We start from the raw sequence: 14,275 nt of genomic DNA, 5'->3' as shown, positions 1-14,275 counted from the left end.
TATGCGTAGAAGTTTACGTGATGCATTTGTTGGTTTTTCACTTTTAGGTGGAGTAATTATCTTTTCAGGAGCAATGCTTTGGTTAAGAGATTTCCGTTTAGGTTCTAAAAGCTGGGAGATATCCGCAAACTTCAAAGATGCAAGTGGTCTTGCAAAAATGTCTCCTGTTACTTATCGAGGAATTATTGTAGGCTCTGTTCAAAAAATAAATTTCACTCCAAACACTGTCCAAACAAAAATCAAATTAAATAATAATAATCTAATTTTACCAAAACCTGTTATTGCAAAAATAGTTACAAGCTCTGTACTCGGAGGAGATGCTCAATTATCACTAATTTCATTAGGTAAACCATTACAAGAAAAGAAAGTATATACAGTCAATAAAAATTGCCCGAATAAAAAAATCTTATGTAGTGGTGATAAAATAAAAGGAGTAGAAATGATTAGTATATCTACCTTAACAGAGGGTTTAGATTCAATTATTGATCAAGCTGATAGACAAGCAATAGTAAAAAAATTATCAGAATCTATTAAGCAATTTGACAGAACTCAAGCCAATCTTGATGAACTTGTTTTGTTATCTAAATCAGAACTTTTAAGAGCGAAACCAATAATTACTGAATTAACAAAAGCTTCATATCATTTAAATAATATTCTTGAAAGCTTAGACAATCCTAAGACCCTTAAAGATATTCAGGAACTTGCCTCAACTTCTAGTTCTTTAACTAAGAAAATAGACCAAATGAGTTCAGATATGGGAAAGATCATGGAAGACAAAGAACTTGTAGATGCACTTAAAAGAGTAACTATAGGTTTGAGTAAATTATTTGATGAAATATATCCTTAAAAACAACAATTTTATGTGACACTATTTATTGCATCCATTGCAATTGAAGCGATCGCTTGATCACTGGCCTTGGGTAATTGAACATATTTGCCTCCTGATACTTCAGCTAAATCTTTACCCATTCCACTTGCAATAAACTTCCTTTCTGTATCAATGACAAGCAACTTAATACCTAGTGATCGGTAGCGAGAAGCAACATCAAGGACTTCTTGTTTCAAATCAGGAGGTTCTTCACCCTCAAGAACTGGTTGACCTAATGAAGTGCTTAATGAAACATTCCCTCTCCCATCAGTAATAGCTACCACAACTACTTGACCTAGATCTCCAGTCGCCAAAGCATTTGCTCCTACCCTTGCAGCTTGAGTCAAACCATGAGCAAGTGGAGATCCACCGCCACATGGCATTGCCTCAAGTCTTCTCTTTGCTGCAGTGATCGATCTTGTCGGAGGAAGTAGCACTTCTGCTTGATCTCCTCGGAAAGGAATAAGAGAAACTTCATCTCTGTTCTCATAAGCTTCTGTTAGCAATCGAATAACAGCTCCTTTTGCACTTTGCATTCTATTGAGAGCCATAGAACCACTTGCATCAACCAAGAAAATTACTAAGGCACCTGCTTTACGCTGCAGCAATTTTGCACGCAAATCACCTTCCTCGACAATTACTTTTCTATTGGGCTCTCTTTCTCTTCTAACTTTTTGATAAGGAGCTGCAGCTCTTAAAGTTGCATCTACTGCAATTCTTCTAACAGGACCTTTTGGAAGGATTGGTTTTACATATCTCCCTCGATTATCACTTAAAACAGCTGATCGACTTCCACTATTTCCACTCTTCGATTTAGCAGATGAAAACAATAATAAATCAGGATCAACAGCACATGCTTCAGGATCAAGCATAAATTCTTCTGGTATGGGAGGAGATGACTCTTGATCTTGATCCTCTTCTTGTTCCTCTTCTTGTTCCTCTTCTTGATCGTTATTTTCCTCTGAGTCCTCAGGAGGCGGGGGAGGTGCCTGTTGATCTTCTGGAGGAGGAGGCTCCATCTCATCTTCTGCAGGCATTTGCATAGCCCTCGGAGCGATTACTAGTCTCACTGCAGCCTTCAAATCTTCTGCATCTACTGAATCTCTTCCGCATAAAGCAGCATGAGCCTTTGCAACTCTTACTGCATAAAGCTCTGACCTATGACCTTCTACCCCTCCACGAATGGCTTCTAAAACTAAATACTCAATTTGCTCAGCAGTAATTTGAACATCTGGCAGCCATTGTCTTGCTAAAAGCAATTGAGTTGAAAGAGATTCCGTATCTTCAGCCCATTTCTTAGAAAAAGTTTCACTAGATTGACCATGAGCAATAGCAGATTGAGTAATCTCAACTCTTTGTTCATTTGTTATCAATTGATCTGCAGACAAAACAATTGCAAATCTGTCCAAAAGATGGTCCCTTAGTGCTCCCTCCTCTGGGTTATAGGTCGCAATCAATAAAGGTCGACATGGATGACTAAGGCTCAAACCTTCTCGTTCAACTCTATTCTCTCCTGCGCCCACTGAAGCCAAAAGAAGATTAACAATGCCATCATCCAACAAATTCAATTCGTCTATGTACAAAACTCCTCTATGAGCTTCGGCTAGTAACCCTGGCTGAAATACTGGCGTTCCACTTGATAATGAAGCAGCAACATCAACAGCACCAACAAGCCTATCCTCTGTTACACCTAGGGGAACCTGAATAAAAGGAGCGGAAACAACTTTCTTAGGGATATTTTCTAAGTCATTAATATTTTCCAGACTTCCTATATTTTTTATAAATAGTTTTTTAGTTAAATCATCCCACTCTCCTGAAAAAGAAGGATCTAAATTTCTACCGGCTGGATAAATCAATGAATCATCATCATTGTTAGCTAATTTTTCTAAATCAATTATTTCAATCGGAGGGAGAAGAGCATGTAAACCTCTAGCTAAAACAGATTTACCAGTACCACGACCACCAGCAATTATTACACCTCCCAAACCTGGATCAACTGCGGCAAGCATTAAAGCTAGCTTTAAAGTTCCATGGCCTGTAATTGCAGCCAAAGGGAAAGAACGATTAGCTCTATCCATTACAGCAGTGTCTTTTGAAGGCGAAGACATATTGTTGTTATTCAATCCACTGGAAACCATAGGGTTGGATAAATCAAGCAAATTTTTAAAAGTCTTTTAATATTCGCATGACTTATGCAAAACAAAAAACAAAATTGAAACTAGTCATCTCAATAGGCGCAAATATCCCTGGCATTCTTGGAGATCCCATAAAAACAATAGCTGCCATGAGGCCGCAAATTGAAAAAAGCATACTTGAGTGGAATGTTGCTTTAAATCGTCCAAAAATCGACTCTCAAAATATTGATAAGTCTTTATCTTTTCAATGGGCGCCTTTATTTGAGACTGAACCTTTAGGGGGGCCAATTGATCAACCAAAATTTATAAATACAGTACTGGTTGTAGAGGGAAAGAATTTTAGCTCAGTAACCCCAAATAAAAAAGCAGCTATGTGTTTAATGAAAAAATTTTTAGACTTAGAGAAAATCGCAGGGAGGGAAAGAGAAAATACAAAAGTTTTTTGGGGGCCAAGATCTTTAGATATTGACTTCATTTCCTGGGGAGGACTTCAGATAAATACAGAAACTCTAATTTTGCCTCATCCCAGATTAAGTGAAAGAAACTTTGTTTTAATTCCGCTTGCAGAAGTTTTATCAAAAGCTCAAGGGAAACCGAAACAAATCCATTCTCCAAACATTTGGCCTGAATAAAACTCGTAACAAAAATCACCAACCTTTTCTAAAAAAATCAGCCATCCTATATGAATAGAAAAAAAAGTATGTCTATTCCAGGACCTGAACCCTCAGAAATTATCGAGACAAAAGCTTGTCTTGATGCAAAAAAAATTCGTTTTGAAATTAATAAGTTTCTTTTACCTAATTCAATGGAGGGCGAGTTTGGGGTTATTCGTCATCCAGGCGCTGCCTTGGCAGTCCCAATAACAAATTCAGGAGATGTAATTATTCTTCGTCAATACAGATTTGCTTGCTCAAGAAGAATTCTAGAGTTTCCAGCTGGAACTCTAGAAACAGGTGAAAGCCCACTTGAATCAATTAAAAGAGAAGTTCAAGAAGAAAGTGGCTACTCTGCAAAAGAATGGCACGATCTGGGAGAAATGCTTCCCTGTCCAGGATATTCAGATGAAAAAATTCATCTTTTCCTTGCAAGAGATTTAACTAAACTTGAAAAGAAGCCTGAAGGCGATGCAGATGAAGATATTGAAGTATTAAAAATTGCGCCCAAAAAATTAAATGAAATTATTGCAAGTGGAGAAGAATCACTTGATGGGAAAACTATTACGGCATGGTTCAGAGCATGCCAAGTCTTGAATAAAAAATGACTAAGTTTCGATCAATATTTTGGCATAGAAGAGATTTAAGAATAGAAGACAATATAGGCCTATCTGAAGCATCTAAAACTTCAGAAAATTTAATTGGAGTTTATGTTTTAGATCCAAATCTTTTAAATCTCAGCAGAACTACATCTGAAGCGAAAAATTGGTTTTTGGGCGAAAGCCTTTTAGAACTTCAAAAGAATTGGGAAAGAAGAGGAAGTAGGTTATTAATATTGAATGGAGATCCTATTAAATTAATTTCTAAATTAGCGGACTTAGTTAAAGCTGAATGTATTTACTGGAACGAAAATATTGAACCTTATGAAATCAATAGAGACAAAAAAATTAAAGAACAGTTATCAAAAGATAAAAGGAAAATATTTACATTTTTAGATCAATTAATTGTTAATCCAAGTAATATCAAAACGAACAATAATGACCCTTACAAGGTATATGGACCTTTTTATCATAAATGGATTAACATAATCAATAGGACCAAAATATTAACTAATAATCTAATAGAAATATCAAGAATGCCTGAAAAGATTAGAGGTTTTAATGAGAGAGAATTATTATCAATTAAAAACTCTGATTTAAACTATTGTATTTCCAAAGAAAGCAAACCTATTTATGATTTACTTATTTCAAATAGATTTAAGAATACTAACCTCTGTCCTTGCAAACCAGGAGAATCAGAGTCAATAAATCAATTAAACTTTTTCATAAATTCAGGAAGTATAAATTCATATAGCCAAGCAAGAGATATTCCATCTTTAGAATCAACTTCTACTCTAAGTGCGGCGTTAAGTTTAGGGACAATAAGTTGTAGGGCGGTTTGGAATGGGGCTCAAATATCAAAAAAAATGGCGAATAATGAATACCAAATAAATTCTATTGATACATGGATAAAAGAACTTGCTTGGAGAGAGTTTTATCAAAATGCTCTCATTAATTTTCCAGAGCTAGAGAAAGGTCCATATAGAGAAAAATGGTTAAAGTTTCCATGGCAAAATAAACCTGAGTGGTTTAAATCCTGGGAGACCGGATTAACTGGTATCCCAATAATTGATGCTGCGATGAGACAACTTAAGTATTCTGGATGGATGCATAATCGATGCAGAATGATTGTTGCCTCTTTTCTAGTAAAAGACCTTTTAATTGATTGGAGATGGGGAGAACTTTTCTTCATGAAAAGCTTAGTTGATGGTGACTTAGCATCAAATAACGGAGGGTGGCAATGGAGTGCTAGCAGTGGAATGGATCCAAAACCTATGAGAATATTTAATCCTTATAGACAAGCTTCTAAATTCGACGAAAATGGCAACTATATCCGAAAATGGATACCAGAGTTAACACATGTCTCAACACCTAATTTACTTTCCGGCGAAATAACTTCTGCGGAGAGAAAAGGCTATCCAAACCCTATTATAAACCACAAAAATCAAACATCAATCTTCAAAGAATTATATTCAAGTATTAATTAGATTATTTTCTAAATATTTCTTTTATTTTATCAATAACATATGATTGCTGAATAGATTTAAATTCAGGGAAAATTGGTAAACTAATTACCTGGCTACATATTTTTTCAGTAATAGGAAGAGAACCTTCTTGATACCCTAAATCTTTATATGCTGGTTGAAGATGTATAGGTATCGGATAATAAATAATTGTATTAACTCCAAGTCTATAAAGTTCAGTTTTAAATAGATCTCTATTTGAATTTTTACAAACATTCTCTGATGCAGATTCTATATTTTCAAAAAAAGAATTGTCGATTATTCTTATTACAAATTGATTCCAAGAATGACCAGATTTATTGATCAAAGTATTAGATGGCAATTTAATTCCTTCTATCATTGATAGATTATTTATATAATTAATTGCTATTGTCTTTCTTTGCTCTATCCATTTGTTTAATCGGTTTAATTTAACATTTAAGATTGCAGCCTGTAATGAATCAAGTCTACTATTATATCCAATATTTGTATGGAAATATCTCTTTGGACTTCCATGAAGAGCTAATTCCCTAATTATTTTTGCCAAATCAAAATCATTAGTAGTGATAGCTCCTCCATCTCCTGCTGCGCCTAAGTTTTTAGTAGGAAAAAAACTAAAACAACCTACATCTCCATAACTTCCTACGGGTTTACCTCGCCAATGGGCACCAGCCGCCTGAGCACAATCTTCTACCACCTTTAGATTATTTTCTTTAGCGATTGCCATTACTTTATCCATATCTAGAGGATGACCAAACAAATGCACAGGCAAAATAGCTTTTGTTCTAGAAGTTATTGCGTTTTCAATTAGACCAAGATCCATAAGGTAGTTTTCAGGATCAATATCTACAAATACAGGCCTAGCACCAACGCTGGTAATTGCTTCTGCAGTAGCAAAAAAACTAAATGATGAGGTGATCACCTCATCACCTTGACCAATATTTAGCGACCTTAAGGCAAGAATTAATGCATCTGTTCCACTATTACAACTAACTGAGTAAGAAGTTTCTATAGCTAATGCAAAAGCTTTTTCAAATGAAGCTACTTCCTCTCCACCAATATATTTTCCGCTTCTAAAAACTTTAATTAAAGCTTCTTCAATCTCTTCTCCTATTTCAGAAATTTGAGCTTCAAGGCTAAAAGGAGGTATTTGCATAACTATTTAAATTAAGTTGCAACGATGAAAAATTAAAAATACACTCATTAATTCATCCAAACCACTCAGGCTCCATACCAGGATGCCATTTAATGTTGCAACCAATAGAAGGTTTTTGATTAGCTGAAATATCTTCTCCCTTTAATAATGATCGGAGTGCCAGACGAATATCATCACCAGAAACAGGTATTTCATTGCCAGGTCGACTTCCGTCCATTTGTCCCCTGTATCTCAATTTTGATTCTCCATCTGGAGAAGGCCAAAAAATATAAAAATCGGGAGTACATGCCGCTTTAAGCGCTTTTGCTAATTTTTGATCAGCATCATATAAATATGGAAACTTCCATCCAAGTTTATTAGCTTGAGAGGCTAAGAATTCTGGTGAGTCTTGCGGATGTGTGATAACGCTATTGCTAGAAATAGCCAAAAATTGAACATGCTCACCAAAAGAATTAAACAAAGTTGTAATTCCACTTTCTACGTGTTTAACAAATGGACAATGAGCGCATATAACCATCAAAAACAATGGTCTTTTTATTAAATCAAAACTTCTAATTTGACTAAGGTCTTTTAAAGAATCATTCGGATAAAGGTTCAAGCCTGAAACCACACCCAACTCAAAATCAGGTAATGGAGTTCCTAATGGAAGCATTGTTGAGGCTGTTCGAACCATGATTCTTATAATTGGGGGGTAATGGATTACAGAACTTTTAAGTATATATTCATTTAACTATGAGTCTTAGCCCTAAATAGGGGACAATTAGTAATACTAACCAAATGAGTCCGAAAGATGCTTCTCGATCTTAGTGGCAAAAAAATCCTTGTTACAGGAATAGCAAACAACAGATCAATTGCCTGGGGCATTGCACAACAGTTAAAAGCAGCTGGAGCCGAATTAGGAATTACATACTTGCCCGATGAAAAAGGTAGATTTGAAGCGAAAGTAAAAGAACTTACTTCTCCTTTAAATCCAAGCTTGTTTTTGCCACTTAATGTTCAAAACTCTTCTCAAATTGAAGAAGTTTTTGAAACCATTAAAAATCAATGGGGACAGCTTGACGGCTTAGTTCACTGTTTAGCCTTTGCAGGGAAAGAAGAATTAGTAGGAAATTACAGTGCAACTTCTTCAGAGGGATTCTCAAGAGCCCTAGAAATTAGCGCTTACTCACTCGCCCCACTATGTAAATATGCAAAACCTCTTTTTAGCAAAGGTGCAGGCGTAGTCACCTTGACTTATTTAGGAGCAGAAAGAGCAATTCCTAATTACAACGTAATGGGAGTTGCTAAAGCAGCTTTGGAGGCATCAGTTAGATATCTTTCGGAGGAACTTGGTCCTGAAAACCAGGTTCGAGTTAATGCAATCAGTGCTGGGCCAATAAGGACTCTCGCCAGTTCAGCTATTGGAGGAATTCTAGATATGATTCATAATGTTGAGGAAAAAGCTCCGCTTAGGAGAACTGTTACTCAAATCGAAGTAGGTAATACTGCCGCTTTCTTGCTTAGCGATCTTTCGAGTGGTATATCAGGACAAACAGTTTATGTTGATGCAGGTTATTGCATCAACGGTATGTAATTTTAAGCCAATTCAAATTACCAATTAAATATGAAGAAAACCAGAGAAGGAGAAATTAGCCGGATAACTAAGGAAACAGACGTTTTTGTCCAAATTAATCTTGATGGTTCTGGCAAATGCATCGCAAATACAGGTATAGGTTTTCTAGACCATATGATCCAACAATTATCTAGTCATGGATTATTTGATATTGAGGTAAAAGCAAATGGAGATACTCACATAGACGATCATCACACGAATGAAGATGTTGGAATTGCAATTGGACAAGCCTTATCAAAGGCATTAGGTGATCGAGCTGGAATAAAACGCTTTGGTCATTTTTTAGCTCCTCTTGATGAGGCTCTTATTCAAGCTGTGGTTGATTGCTCCGGGCGACCACATTTGAGTTTTAATTTAGATATTCCTTCTCAAAAGGTTGGAACTTACGATACAGAGTTGGTTAAAGAATTCTTTGGTGCTGTTGTCAGCAATGGTGGTTTAACTCTCCACATAAGACAACTTGCGGGAAATAATACTCATCACATAATAGAGGCTACTTTCAAATCTTTTGCAAGAGCTCTTCGCATGGCTACTGAAATTGACCCAAGAAGATCAAGTCAAATTCCCAGCAGTAAAGGAGTTCTTGAACAAGCTGGTGGTTAAAAGCGACATATTCAAACAAATATTTTTGAGCTGGAGCTCGCAAAAATCAGAATTTTAAGCGAAAATCAAATTCTAATCTAAGGAAAATAGTGGCTGTTAGTTATTTAAAAAGAGAAACATCACCACAGCAAACAATCTTCAGCAAAGAGGATTGGTCAAGTGCATATTGCAATGTTGAAAAAGAATTAGATCATGCTGAACTAAAACTTGTAAAAGGATCTATTCCTAAACAAATTTCTGGTACCTTTTATCGAAACGGGCCAGGAAGACTTGAAAGAGGCGGAAGATGGGTACACCATCCATTTGATGGAGATGGGATGATTGCTGCTTTTCAATTTGAAAACGGGAAAATAAACCTGACTAATCGTTTTGTTCGTACAAAGGAATGGGTAGAAGAGGAAAAATCCCAGAAATTTCTATATAGAGGTGTATTTGGAACTCAAAAAGAAGGCGGCGTCTTAGCTAATGCTTTTGATGTAAGGCTCAAAAATATTGCCAATACTCACGTAATAAAACTCGGGAATGACCTATTAGCGCTATGGGAAGCATCTAGTCCATATTCACTCAATCCAAATACTCTAGAAACCAATGGCTTATCTGATTTAAAAGGAGTTTTAAAAAAAGGAGAAGCATTTAGTGCTCATCCTCGATTCGACCCTGGCCATCACAAAGATCAAAGAATGGTTACTTTTGGAGTATCTACTGGTCCTAAAAGCACAATTAGATTGATGGAATTCTCTAATGAAGGGGAAAATATTGGCTCTCTTTTAAGCGATAGAAAAGATTCTTTTAATGGATTTGCTTTTTTGCATGATTTTGCCATCACACCAAACTGGGCAATATTTCTCCAAAATGCGATAAATTTTAATCCTCTCCCATTCCTTCTTGGACAAAAAGGAGCAGCACAATGTTTAGCTTCTAAATCTGATGGGACTCCAAAATTCTTATTAATTCCAAGGGATTGTGGGAAATTTGCTGGTCAACCTCCAAAATCAGTTGATGCACCAAAGGGTTTTGTTTTCCATCATCTAAATGCTTGGGAAGATGGTGAAAAAATCAATATTGAAAGTATTTTTTATGATGATTTTCCTAGTATTGGTCCAGAGGATAATTTCAGAGAAATAGATTTTGATCTTTTACCAGAAGGAATTTTAAAAAGAAGTGAAATCAACCCAATAGATAATTCATTTACCTGCTCAACCATAAGCAATCAATGTTGTGAATTTGCAATGGTCAACCCTCATTTTGAAGGACTAAGGGCACGCTTCAGTTGGATGGCAACTGCAGAACAAAAGGAAGGTAATGGCCCACTCCAAGCTATAAAAAAAATCGACTTGGCAAGCAATAAAGAGATTAGTTGGAGTGCCGCCCCAAGAGGTTTTGTTAGTGAGCCAATATTTATTCCTTCCCAAGAATCAAAATCTCAAGAAGACAATGGGTGGGTTGCTGTATTGGTTTGGAATAGCATTAGATCTGGAACTGATTTAATAATCCTTGATTCTAAAAATCTTACTGAAAAAGCTGTTCTTGAAGTTCCTATTTCTATACCCCATGGATTACACGGAAGCTGGGTTGAAAACTAAAAACTACTTTCTTATAGAAGTCAATAGCTTTTTCAATTCAGGTTTAAGCAATTTGAAAGCGCTCCCCCTATGACCAATTTGCTTCTTTTTCTCGTGCTCCATTTCTGCAAAAGTCTCACCTGATTTAGCCACTTCAAAAATCGGATCATAACCAAACCCGTTTTCCCCTTTTGGGAAAAAAGTTATTAGGCCTTCGCAAAAACCTGACACTTCTATCAACACATTTTCTCCACTAGCTATACATAATGCGCACTCAAATTTGGCTTTTCTATTTGAAAAAGGTTTTAACTCGGCTAATAATTTTTCAATCCTTTCATTGTCTGATTTTGCGTACCTAGCAGAATAAATACCTGGAGCCCCTCCCAGAGCCTCAACACTTAGTCCAGAGTCATCTGCAAGAGACAATTGGCCCGTTGCTTTACTAACAGCAATTGCCTTGATTCTTGCATTTTCCATAAAAGTCTTTCCTGTTTCCTCAATCTCAAAACCAACAGGTTGAGTCAATAAATCGAATGGGAAATCGGCCAAAAGTTTTTGAAATTCCCGAATTTTACCTTCATTGCTACTAGCAATTACTAGAGGGAGATTATCCAAAACTATTATCTATAAGTTGCTTTGCATAATACAAAGTTGAAGTAACTTCTTCTCTTGATGGGGCTTCACAATAAATTCTTAAAAGAGGCTCTGTTCCAGAAAAACGGAACATCAGCCAATAACTTTTATCAAATACAAGTTTTATTCCATCAGTTGAAATAACCTCTAAAACTGATTTATGACCAATTGAGGATGGGGTCCTATGCTTCAAAAAATTTTCCAAGTCCCTTCTCATTTCCATATCTTTGAGAGTTAAATCAATACGTTCAAAATGACTCTTACCAAAACGAGCATGAAGGGAATCTATTTTTTCTCCTAAACATTTATTATCTGCAACTATTGACTCCATCAAAAGCAAAGCGGTAAACAAAGCATCGCGTTCTGGCAGGTGATGTCCAAATCCAACTCCCCCTGACTCCTCTCCTCCAATGAGAACTTGTCTAGAAAGCATTTCTTCAGCGATATATTTAAATCCAACTGGCTTTTCTAGCACTTCTCTCCCCAAATCCTCCGCAACCAATCTCATTAAGTCCGAACCACTTACAGTTTTAACAACGCAGCCTGCCATATTTCTGACTCTTGCTAAATGATCTATCAGAACAGGCATTATTAACTGTGTATTGCAATATCTACCTTTTTCATCTATGGCAGCAATTCGATCTCCATCTCCATCAAAAACCAAGCCCATCGATAACTGACCTTCCTGGGATGCAAGCTGAACTTCTTCTATTAATTGCGATAGATAAGCTTCCATGGGCTCTGGAGGTTTCCCACCAAAACATGGGTCTCTTTCAGTTCTTATTTCATAAATAAGTTCATGACTATCAGAGCCAAATAATTCAGACATGCAGCCCGAAGCAGATCCATGCATTGGATCGACAAATATTTTCACACCTAATTTTCTCAAACCATTAGAAATAAAAGGTATGTCAAATTTCTGAGCAATCCCCACTAGATGTTGTTTTCGAAAATCAATTCTCTCAGTGTCGCCTTCGATTGGAATTGATATCCCTCCAGCGTCTAATCTTTTTTGAACAGAATCGGTGAAAGCGCTATCAACTGAGCCACCAAAAGGACCTTTTATTTTCAAACCCAACCATTCTGATGGATTATGACTTGCTGTTAGGACTAGTGCGCCAAGTGCACTTTCCTCGACTATCCCCCAGCTGCAAGAGGGAGTTGGCAGTGATGAAGATGCCAGCAAAGGTACCAAATCTATTCCCCTAACCGCAGAGGCAACCGCCTCAGCCATCTCCTCTGCAAGGAAACGTCGATCATAACCAATAATTATTTTATTATTTTTTTTCTCCTTTACATAAGCAAGCTCTTGAGCCGCAGCAGCAGCTACTTTAAGCAATCTTTCCAAAGTGAAATCAACTCCTAATATCCCTCTCCAACCATCTGTTCCGAAAGAAATTTTCTCCTTAGTTAAATTCAACTTTTTCTTTTTCATCTTTATGCTGGAAAAACTTTGTTCTTAAAGAAATGCAGATTATTCTCTAAGTATGAAATGGAATAAATCCAAACCAATTAACGATCACCTTTTAAGGAGTTGGATTCGATGCAGAAGAAAAGCTTGGCTTGAAATTTATGGTGATAAACAAAAAAAATTGTGGACAGCTCATAGCACACTTCAATTAAATCATCAAATCGACTGCTTTCATAATCTCTCACAAGAAAGTTATGGGATAGGAATTAAAGCTTGTGAAGAGGGTAAAAATATAGCTTATGGAATCAGACTTAAATTTCCTTTAATAAAAAATAGAATTCTCAAAGGAAATTTACCCATATTAAGAAAGACATCAGGAGATAGTATTTGGGGAAATTTTTCTTACCAACCTGTCTTAGCCAGGCAAGGTAAAAAAGTCACAAGAGAGCACAGATTAATACTTTCTATGACAAGTTTATTGATAAATAATTTACAAAAATATCAACCTAAAAAAGGTTTAATCCTCCACAAAGATAATGATATTATAAAAGTCGAAAAGATAAGATTAACCGATAATATGAACACAGAATTAATAGATGTATTATTAAATCTTGAGAGAGATATTCAATCCAAAATACCTCCACCAATAACTTCGAATCGAAAGAAATGCACAATATGTTCTTGGAGAAAAGTTTGTGATACTGTCGCTATTAAAGAAGGGAATCTGAGTGAAATTAGTGGCATTGGAGCAAAAAGAGAAATTTTATTAAACAAGATTGGTATAAATAATATAGAGGAATTAGCAAAAATAAAGCATTATAAATTAAAGGAAAAGCTTGATAAATTTGGCACACAGCATGGTGATATTTCTAAGAAAATTATTTTACAATCACAATCGCAAATAACAAATAAGGCCATCAAGCTAAATTCAGCAAAAAAACTTACTAACCTAAAAAAAGCAAAAGGTTTTTTGATTTATGATATTGAATCTGACCCAGATATTAAACATGATTTTTTACACGGTTTCATTCGAATACCAAGCAATATATATAAAGAGATAGATTTAAAAAAAATCAAATATTCACCATTGCTTAATCTTGAAAAGGATACAGAAAATTACCTATGGAAGAGAATTAAGAGAAAATTAAATCATCATGAAGGTTTCCCAATACTCCATTACGGAGAAACAGAGCCAATATCTCTAATAAAGCTAGGATTAAGGCAAGGGGCGAGTCCTAATGAAATTGATGCGATAAAAAATAGATTTATTGACATACATTTATTAATTAGAGAATCCTGGTTCCTTCCTGTAAGGAATTATGGACTTAAATCAATTGCAGAATTCATAGGATTCGAATGGGAACAGTCCAATATTGATGGGGCTAGAGCTCTTTTATGGTGGAGGCAATGGAAAGAATCGCGTAGATTAAATAACATTTACTCTAAAAATTTAAACTCAATCTTTAAATATAATCGTGATGATTGTATTGCTACTTTAATGATCGCAAAATGGTTAATAGATCAAGATTAAAAAATATCAT

At 35.7% G+C, this 14,275-nt stretch carries 13 protein-coding genes; 8 read left to right on the top strand and 5 right to left on the bottom strand.

The window, feature by feature from the left end; translation table 11 throughout:
• The first annotated feature begins 1 nt into the window (after position 1).
• Positions 2-847 carry an MlaD family protein gene (locus DNJ73_RS01770; protein WP_158466015.1) on the top strand — a complete coding sequence of 282 codons (846 nt, stop codon included), beginning with the start codon at positions 2-4 and terminating at the stop codon, positions 845-847.
• Positions 848-858: 11 nt separating this feature from the next.
• Here DNJ73_RS01770 and bchD read toward each other — a convergent pair whose 3' ends face one another.
• A complete protein-coding gene (gene bchD, locus DNJ73_RS01765) occupies positions 859-3,006 on the bottom strand; it encodes a magnesium chelatase ATPase subunit D (protein WP_158466014.1) in 2,148 nt (715 codons plus the stop codon).
• Between the two features lie 47 nt (positions 3,007-3,053).
• Here bchD and folK point away from each other — a divergent pair, with 47 nt between their 5' ends.
• From folK to DNJ73_RS01750, 3 genes are all read left to right on the top strand, one after another.
• Entirely contained in the window at positions 3,054-3,635 is a 582-nt protein-coding gene (gene folK, locus DNJ73_RS01760) for a 2-amino-4-hydroxy-6-hydroxymethyldihydropteridine diphosphokinase (protein WP_158466013.1), read from the top strand.
• A gap of 68 nt (positions 3,636-3,703) precedes the next feature.
• On the top strand, positions 3,704-4,264 hold the full coding sequence (locus DNJ73_RS01755) for an NUDIX hydrolase (protein ID WP_158466738.1): 561 nt from the start codon (positions 3,704-3,706) through the stop codon (positions 4,262-4,264).
• Positions 4,261-5,742: a cryptochrome/photolyase family protein gene (locus DNJ73_RS01750; protein ID WP_158466012.1), complete on the top strand. Its 1,482-nt coding sequence runs from the start codon at positions 4,261-4,263 to the stop codon at positions 5,740-5,742. The genes DNJ73_RS01755 and DNJ73_RS01750 overlap by 4 nt, the downstream gene beginning before the upstream one ends.
• 1 nt (position 5,743) lies before the next feature.
• Here DNJ73_RS01750 and DNJ73_RS01745 read toward each other — a convergent pair whose 3' ends face one another.
• Positions 5,744-6,913 (bottom strand): DegT/DnrJ/EryC1/StrS family aminotransferase, encoded by a 1,170-nt coding sequence (locus DNJ73_RS01745; RefSeq protein WP_158466011.1) that lies wholly within the window; start codon positions 6,911-6,913, stop codon positions 5,744-5,746.
• Positions 6,914-6,965: 52 nt separating this feature from the next.
• Positions 6,966-7,586 (bottom strand): thioredoxin family protein, encoded by a 621-nt coding sequence (locus DNJ73_RS01740; protein ID WP_158466010.1) that lies wholly within the window; start codon positions 7,584-7,586, stop codon positions 6,966-6,968.
• Positions 7,587-7,703: 117 nt separating this feature from the next.
• Between DNJ73_RS01740 and fabI the strand changes: the two genes are divergently transcribed.
• From fabI to DNJ73_RS01725, 3 genes are all read left to right on the top strand, one after another.
• Positions 7,704-8,486, top strand: coding sequence for an enoyl-ACP reductase FabI (fabI, locus tag DNJ73_RS01735; protein ID WP_158466009.1), 783 nt, complete (start codon positions 7,704-7,706; stop codon positions 8,484-8,486).
• Between the two features lie 30 nt (positions 8,487-8,516).
• Positions 8,517-9,128 carry an imidazoleglycerol-phosphate dehydratase HisB gene (hisB, locus tag DNJ73_RS01730; RefSeq protein ID WP_158466008.1) on the top strand — a complete coding sequence of 204 codons (612 nt, stop codon included), beginning with the start codon at positions 8,517-8,519 and terminating at the stop codon, positions 9,126-9,128.
• Between the two features lie 89 nt (positions 9,129-9,217).
• A complete protein-coding gene (locus tag DNJ73_RS01725; protein ID WP_158466007.1) occupies positions 9,218-10,711 on the top strand; it encodes a carotenoid oxygenase family protein in 1,494 nt (497 codons plus the stop codon).
• Between the two features lie 3 nt (positions 10,712-10,714).
• On the opposite strand, the gene rdgB is transcribed toward DNJ73_RS01725, so the two are convergent.
• A complete protein-coding gene (gene rdgB / locus DNJ73_RS01720) occupies positions 10,715-11,305 on the bottom strand; it encodes an RdgB/HAM1 family non-canonical purine NTP pyrophosphatase (protein WP_158466006.1) in 591 nt (196 codons plus the stop codon).
• Positions 11,298-12,758 carry a phosphoglucomutase/phosphomannomutase family protein gene (locus DNJ73_RS01715; protein WP_158466005.1) on the bottom strand — a complete coding sequence of 487 codons (1,461 nt, stop codon included), beginning with the start codon at positions 12,756-12,758 and terminating at the stop codon, positions 11,298-11,300. The genes rdgB and DNJ73_RS01715 overlap by 8 nt, the downstream gene beginning before the upstream one ends.
• A 52-nt stretch (positions 12,759-12,810) precedes the next feature.
• On the opposite strand from DNJ73_RS01715, the gene DNJ73_RS01710 reads away from it, so the two are divergent.
• Positions 12,811-14,265: a TM0106 family RecB-like putative nuclease gene (locus tag DNJ73_RS01710; RefSeq protein WP_158466004.1), complete on the top strand. Its 1,455-nt coding sequence runs from the start codon at positions 12,811-12,813 to the stop codon at positions 14,263-14,265.
• The last annotated feature ends 10 nt before the right edge of the window (positions 14,266-14,275 follow it).

Origin of the sequence: Prochlorococcus marinus XMU1408, assembly GCF_003208055.1 — a bacterium.
GTDB classification, from domain to species: domain Bacteria; phylum Cyanobacteriota; class Cyanobacteriia; order PCC-6307; family Cyanobiaceae; genus Prochlorococcus_B; species Prochlorococcus_B marinus_A.
This window is presented reverse-complemented; position numbering and strand designations above follow the sequence as displayed.

Excerpts from the sequence above, each read along its gene's own strand:
- fabI (WP_158466009.1), top strand. The coding sequence starts at position 7,704 with ATGCTTCTCGATCTTAGTGGCAAAAAAATCCTTGTTACAGGAATAGCA.
- DNJ73_RS01710 (WP_158466004.1), top strand. The coding sequence starts at position 12,811 with ATGAAATGGAATAAATCCAAACCAATTAACGATCACCTTTTAAGGAGT.
- folK (WP_158466013.1), top strand. The coding sequence starts at position 3,054 with ATGACTTATGCAAAACAAAAAACAAAATTGAAACTAGTCATCTCAATA.
- DNJ73_RS01755 (WP_158466738.1), top strand. The coding sequence starts at position 3,704 with ATGTCTATTCCAGGACCTGAACCCTCAGAAATTATCGAGACAAAAGCT.
- hisB (WP_158466008.1), top strand. The coding sequence starts at position 8,517 with ATGAAGAAAACCAGAGAAGGAGAAATTAGCCGGATAACTAAGGAAACA.
- DNJ73_RS01745 (WP_158466011.1), bottom strand. The coding sequence starts at position 6,913 with ATGCAAATACCTCCTTTTAGCCTTGAAGCTCAAATTTCTGAAATAGGA.
- DNJ73_RS01750 (WP_158466012.1), top strand. The coding sequence starts at position 4,261 with ATGACTAAGTTTCGATCAATATTTTGGCATAGAAGAGATTTAAGAATA.
- bchD (WP_158466014.1), bottom strand. The coding sequence starts at position 3,006 with ATGGTTTCCAGTGGATTGAATAACAACAATATGTCTTCGCCTTCAAAA.
- DNJ73_RS01770 (WP_158466015.1), top strand. The coding sequence starts at position 2 with ATGCGTAGAAGTTTACGTGATGCATTTGTTGGTTTTTCACTTTTAGGT.
- DNJ73_RS01740 (WP_158466010.1), bottom strand. The coding sequence starts at position 7,586 with ATGGTTCGAACAGCCTCAACAATGCTTCCATTAGGAACTCCATTACCT.
- DNJ73_RS01715 (WP_158466005.1), bottom strand. The coding sequence starts at position 12,758 with ATGAAAAAGAAAAAGTTGAATTTAACTAAGGAGAAAATTTCTTTCGGA.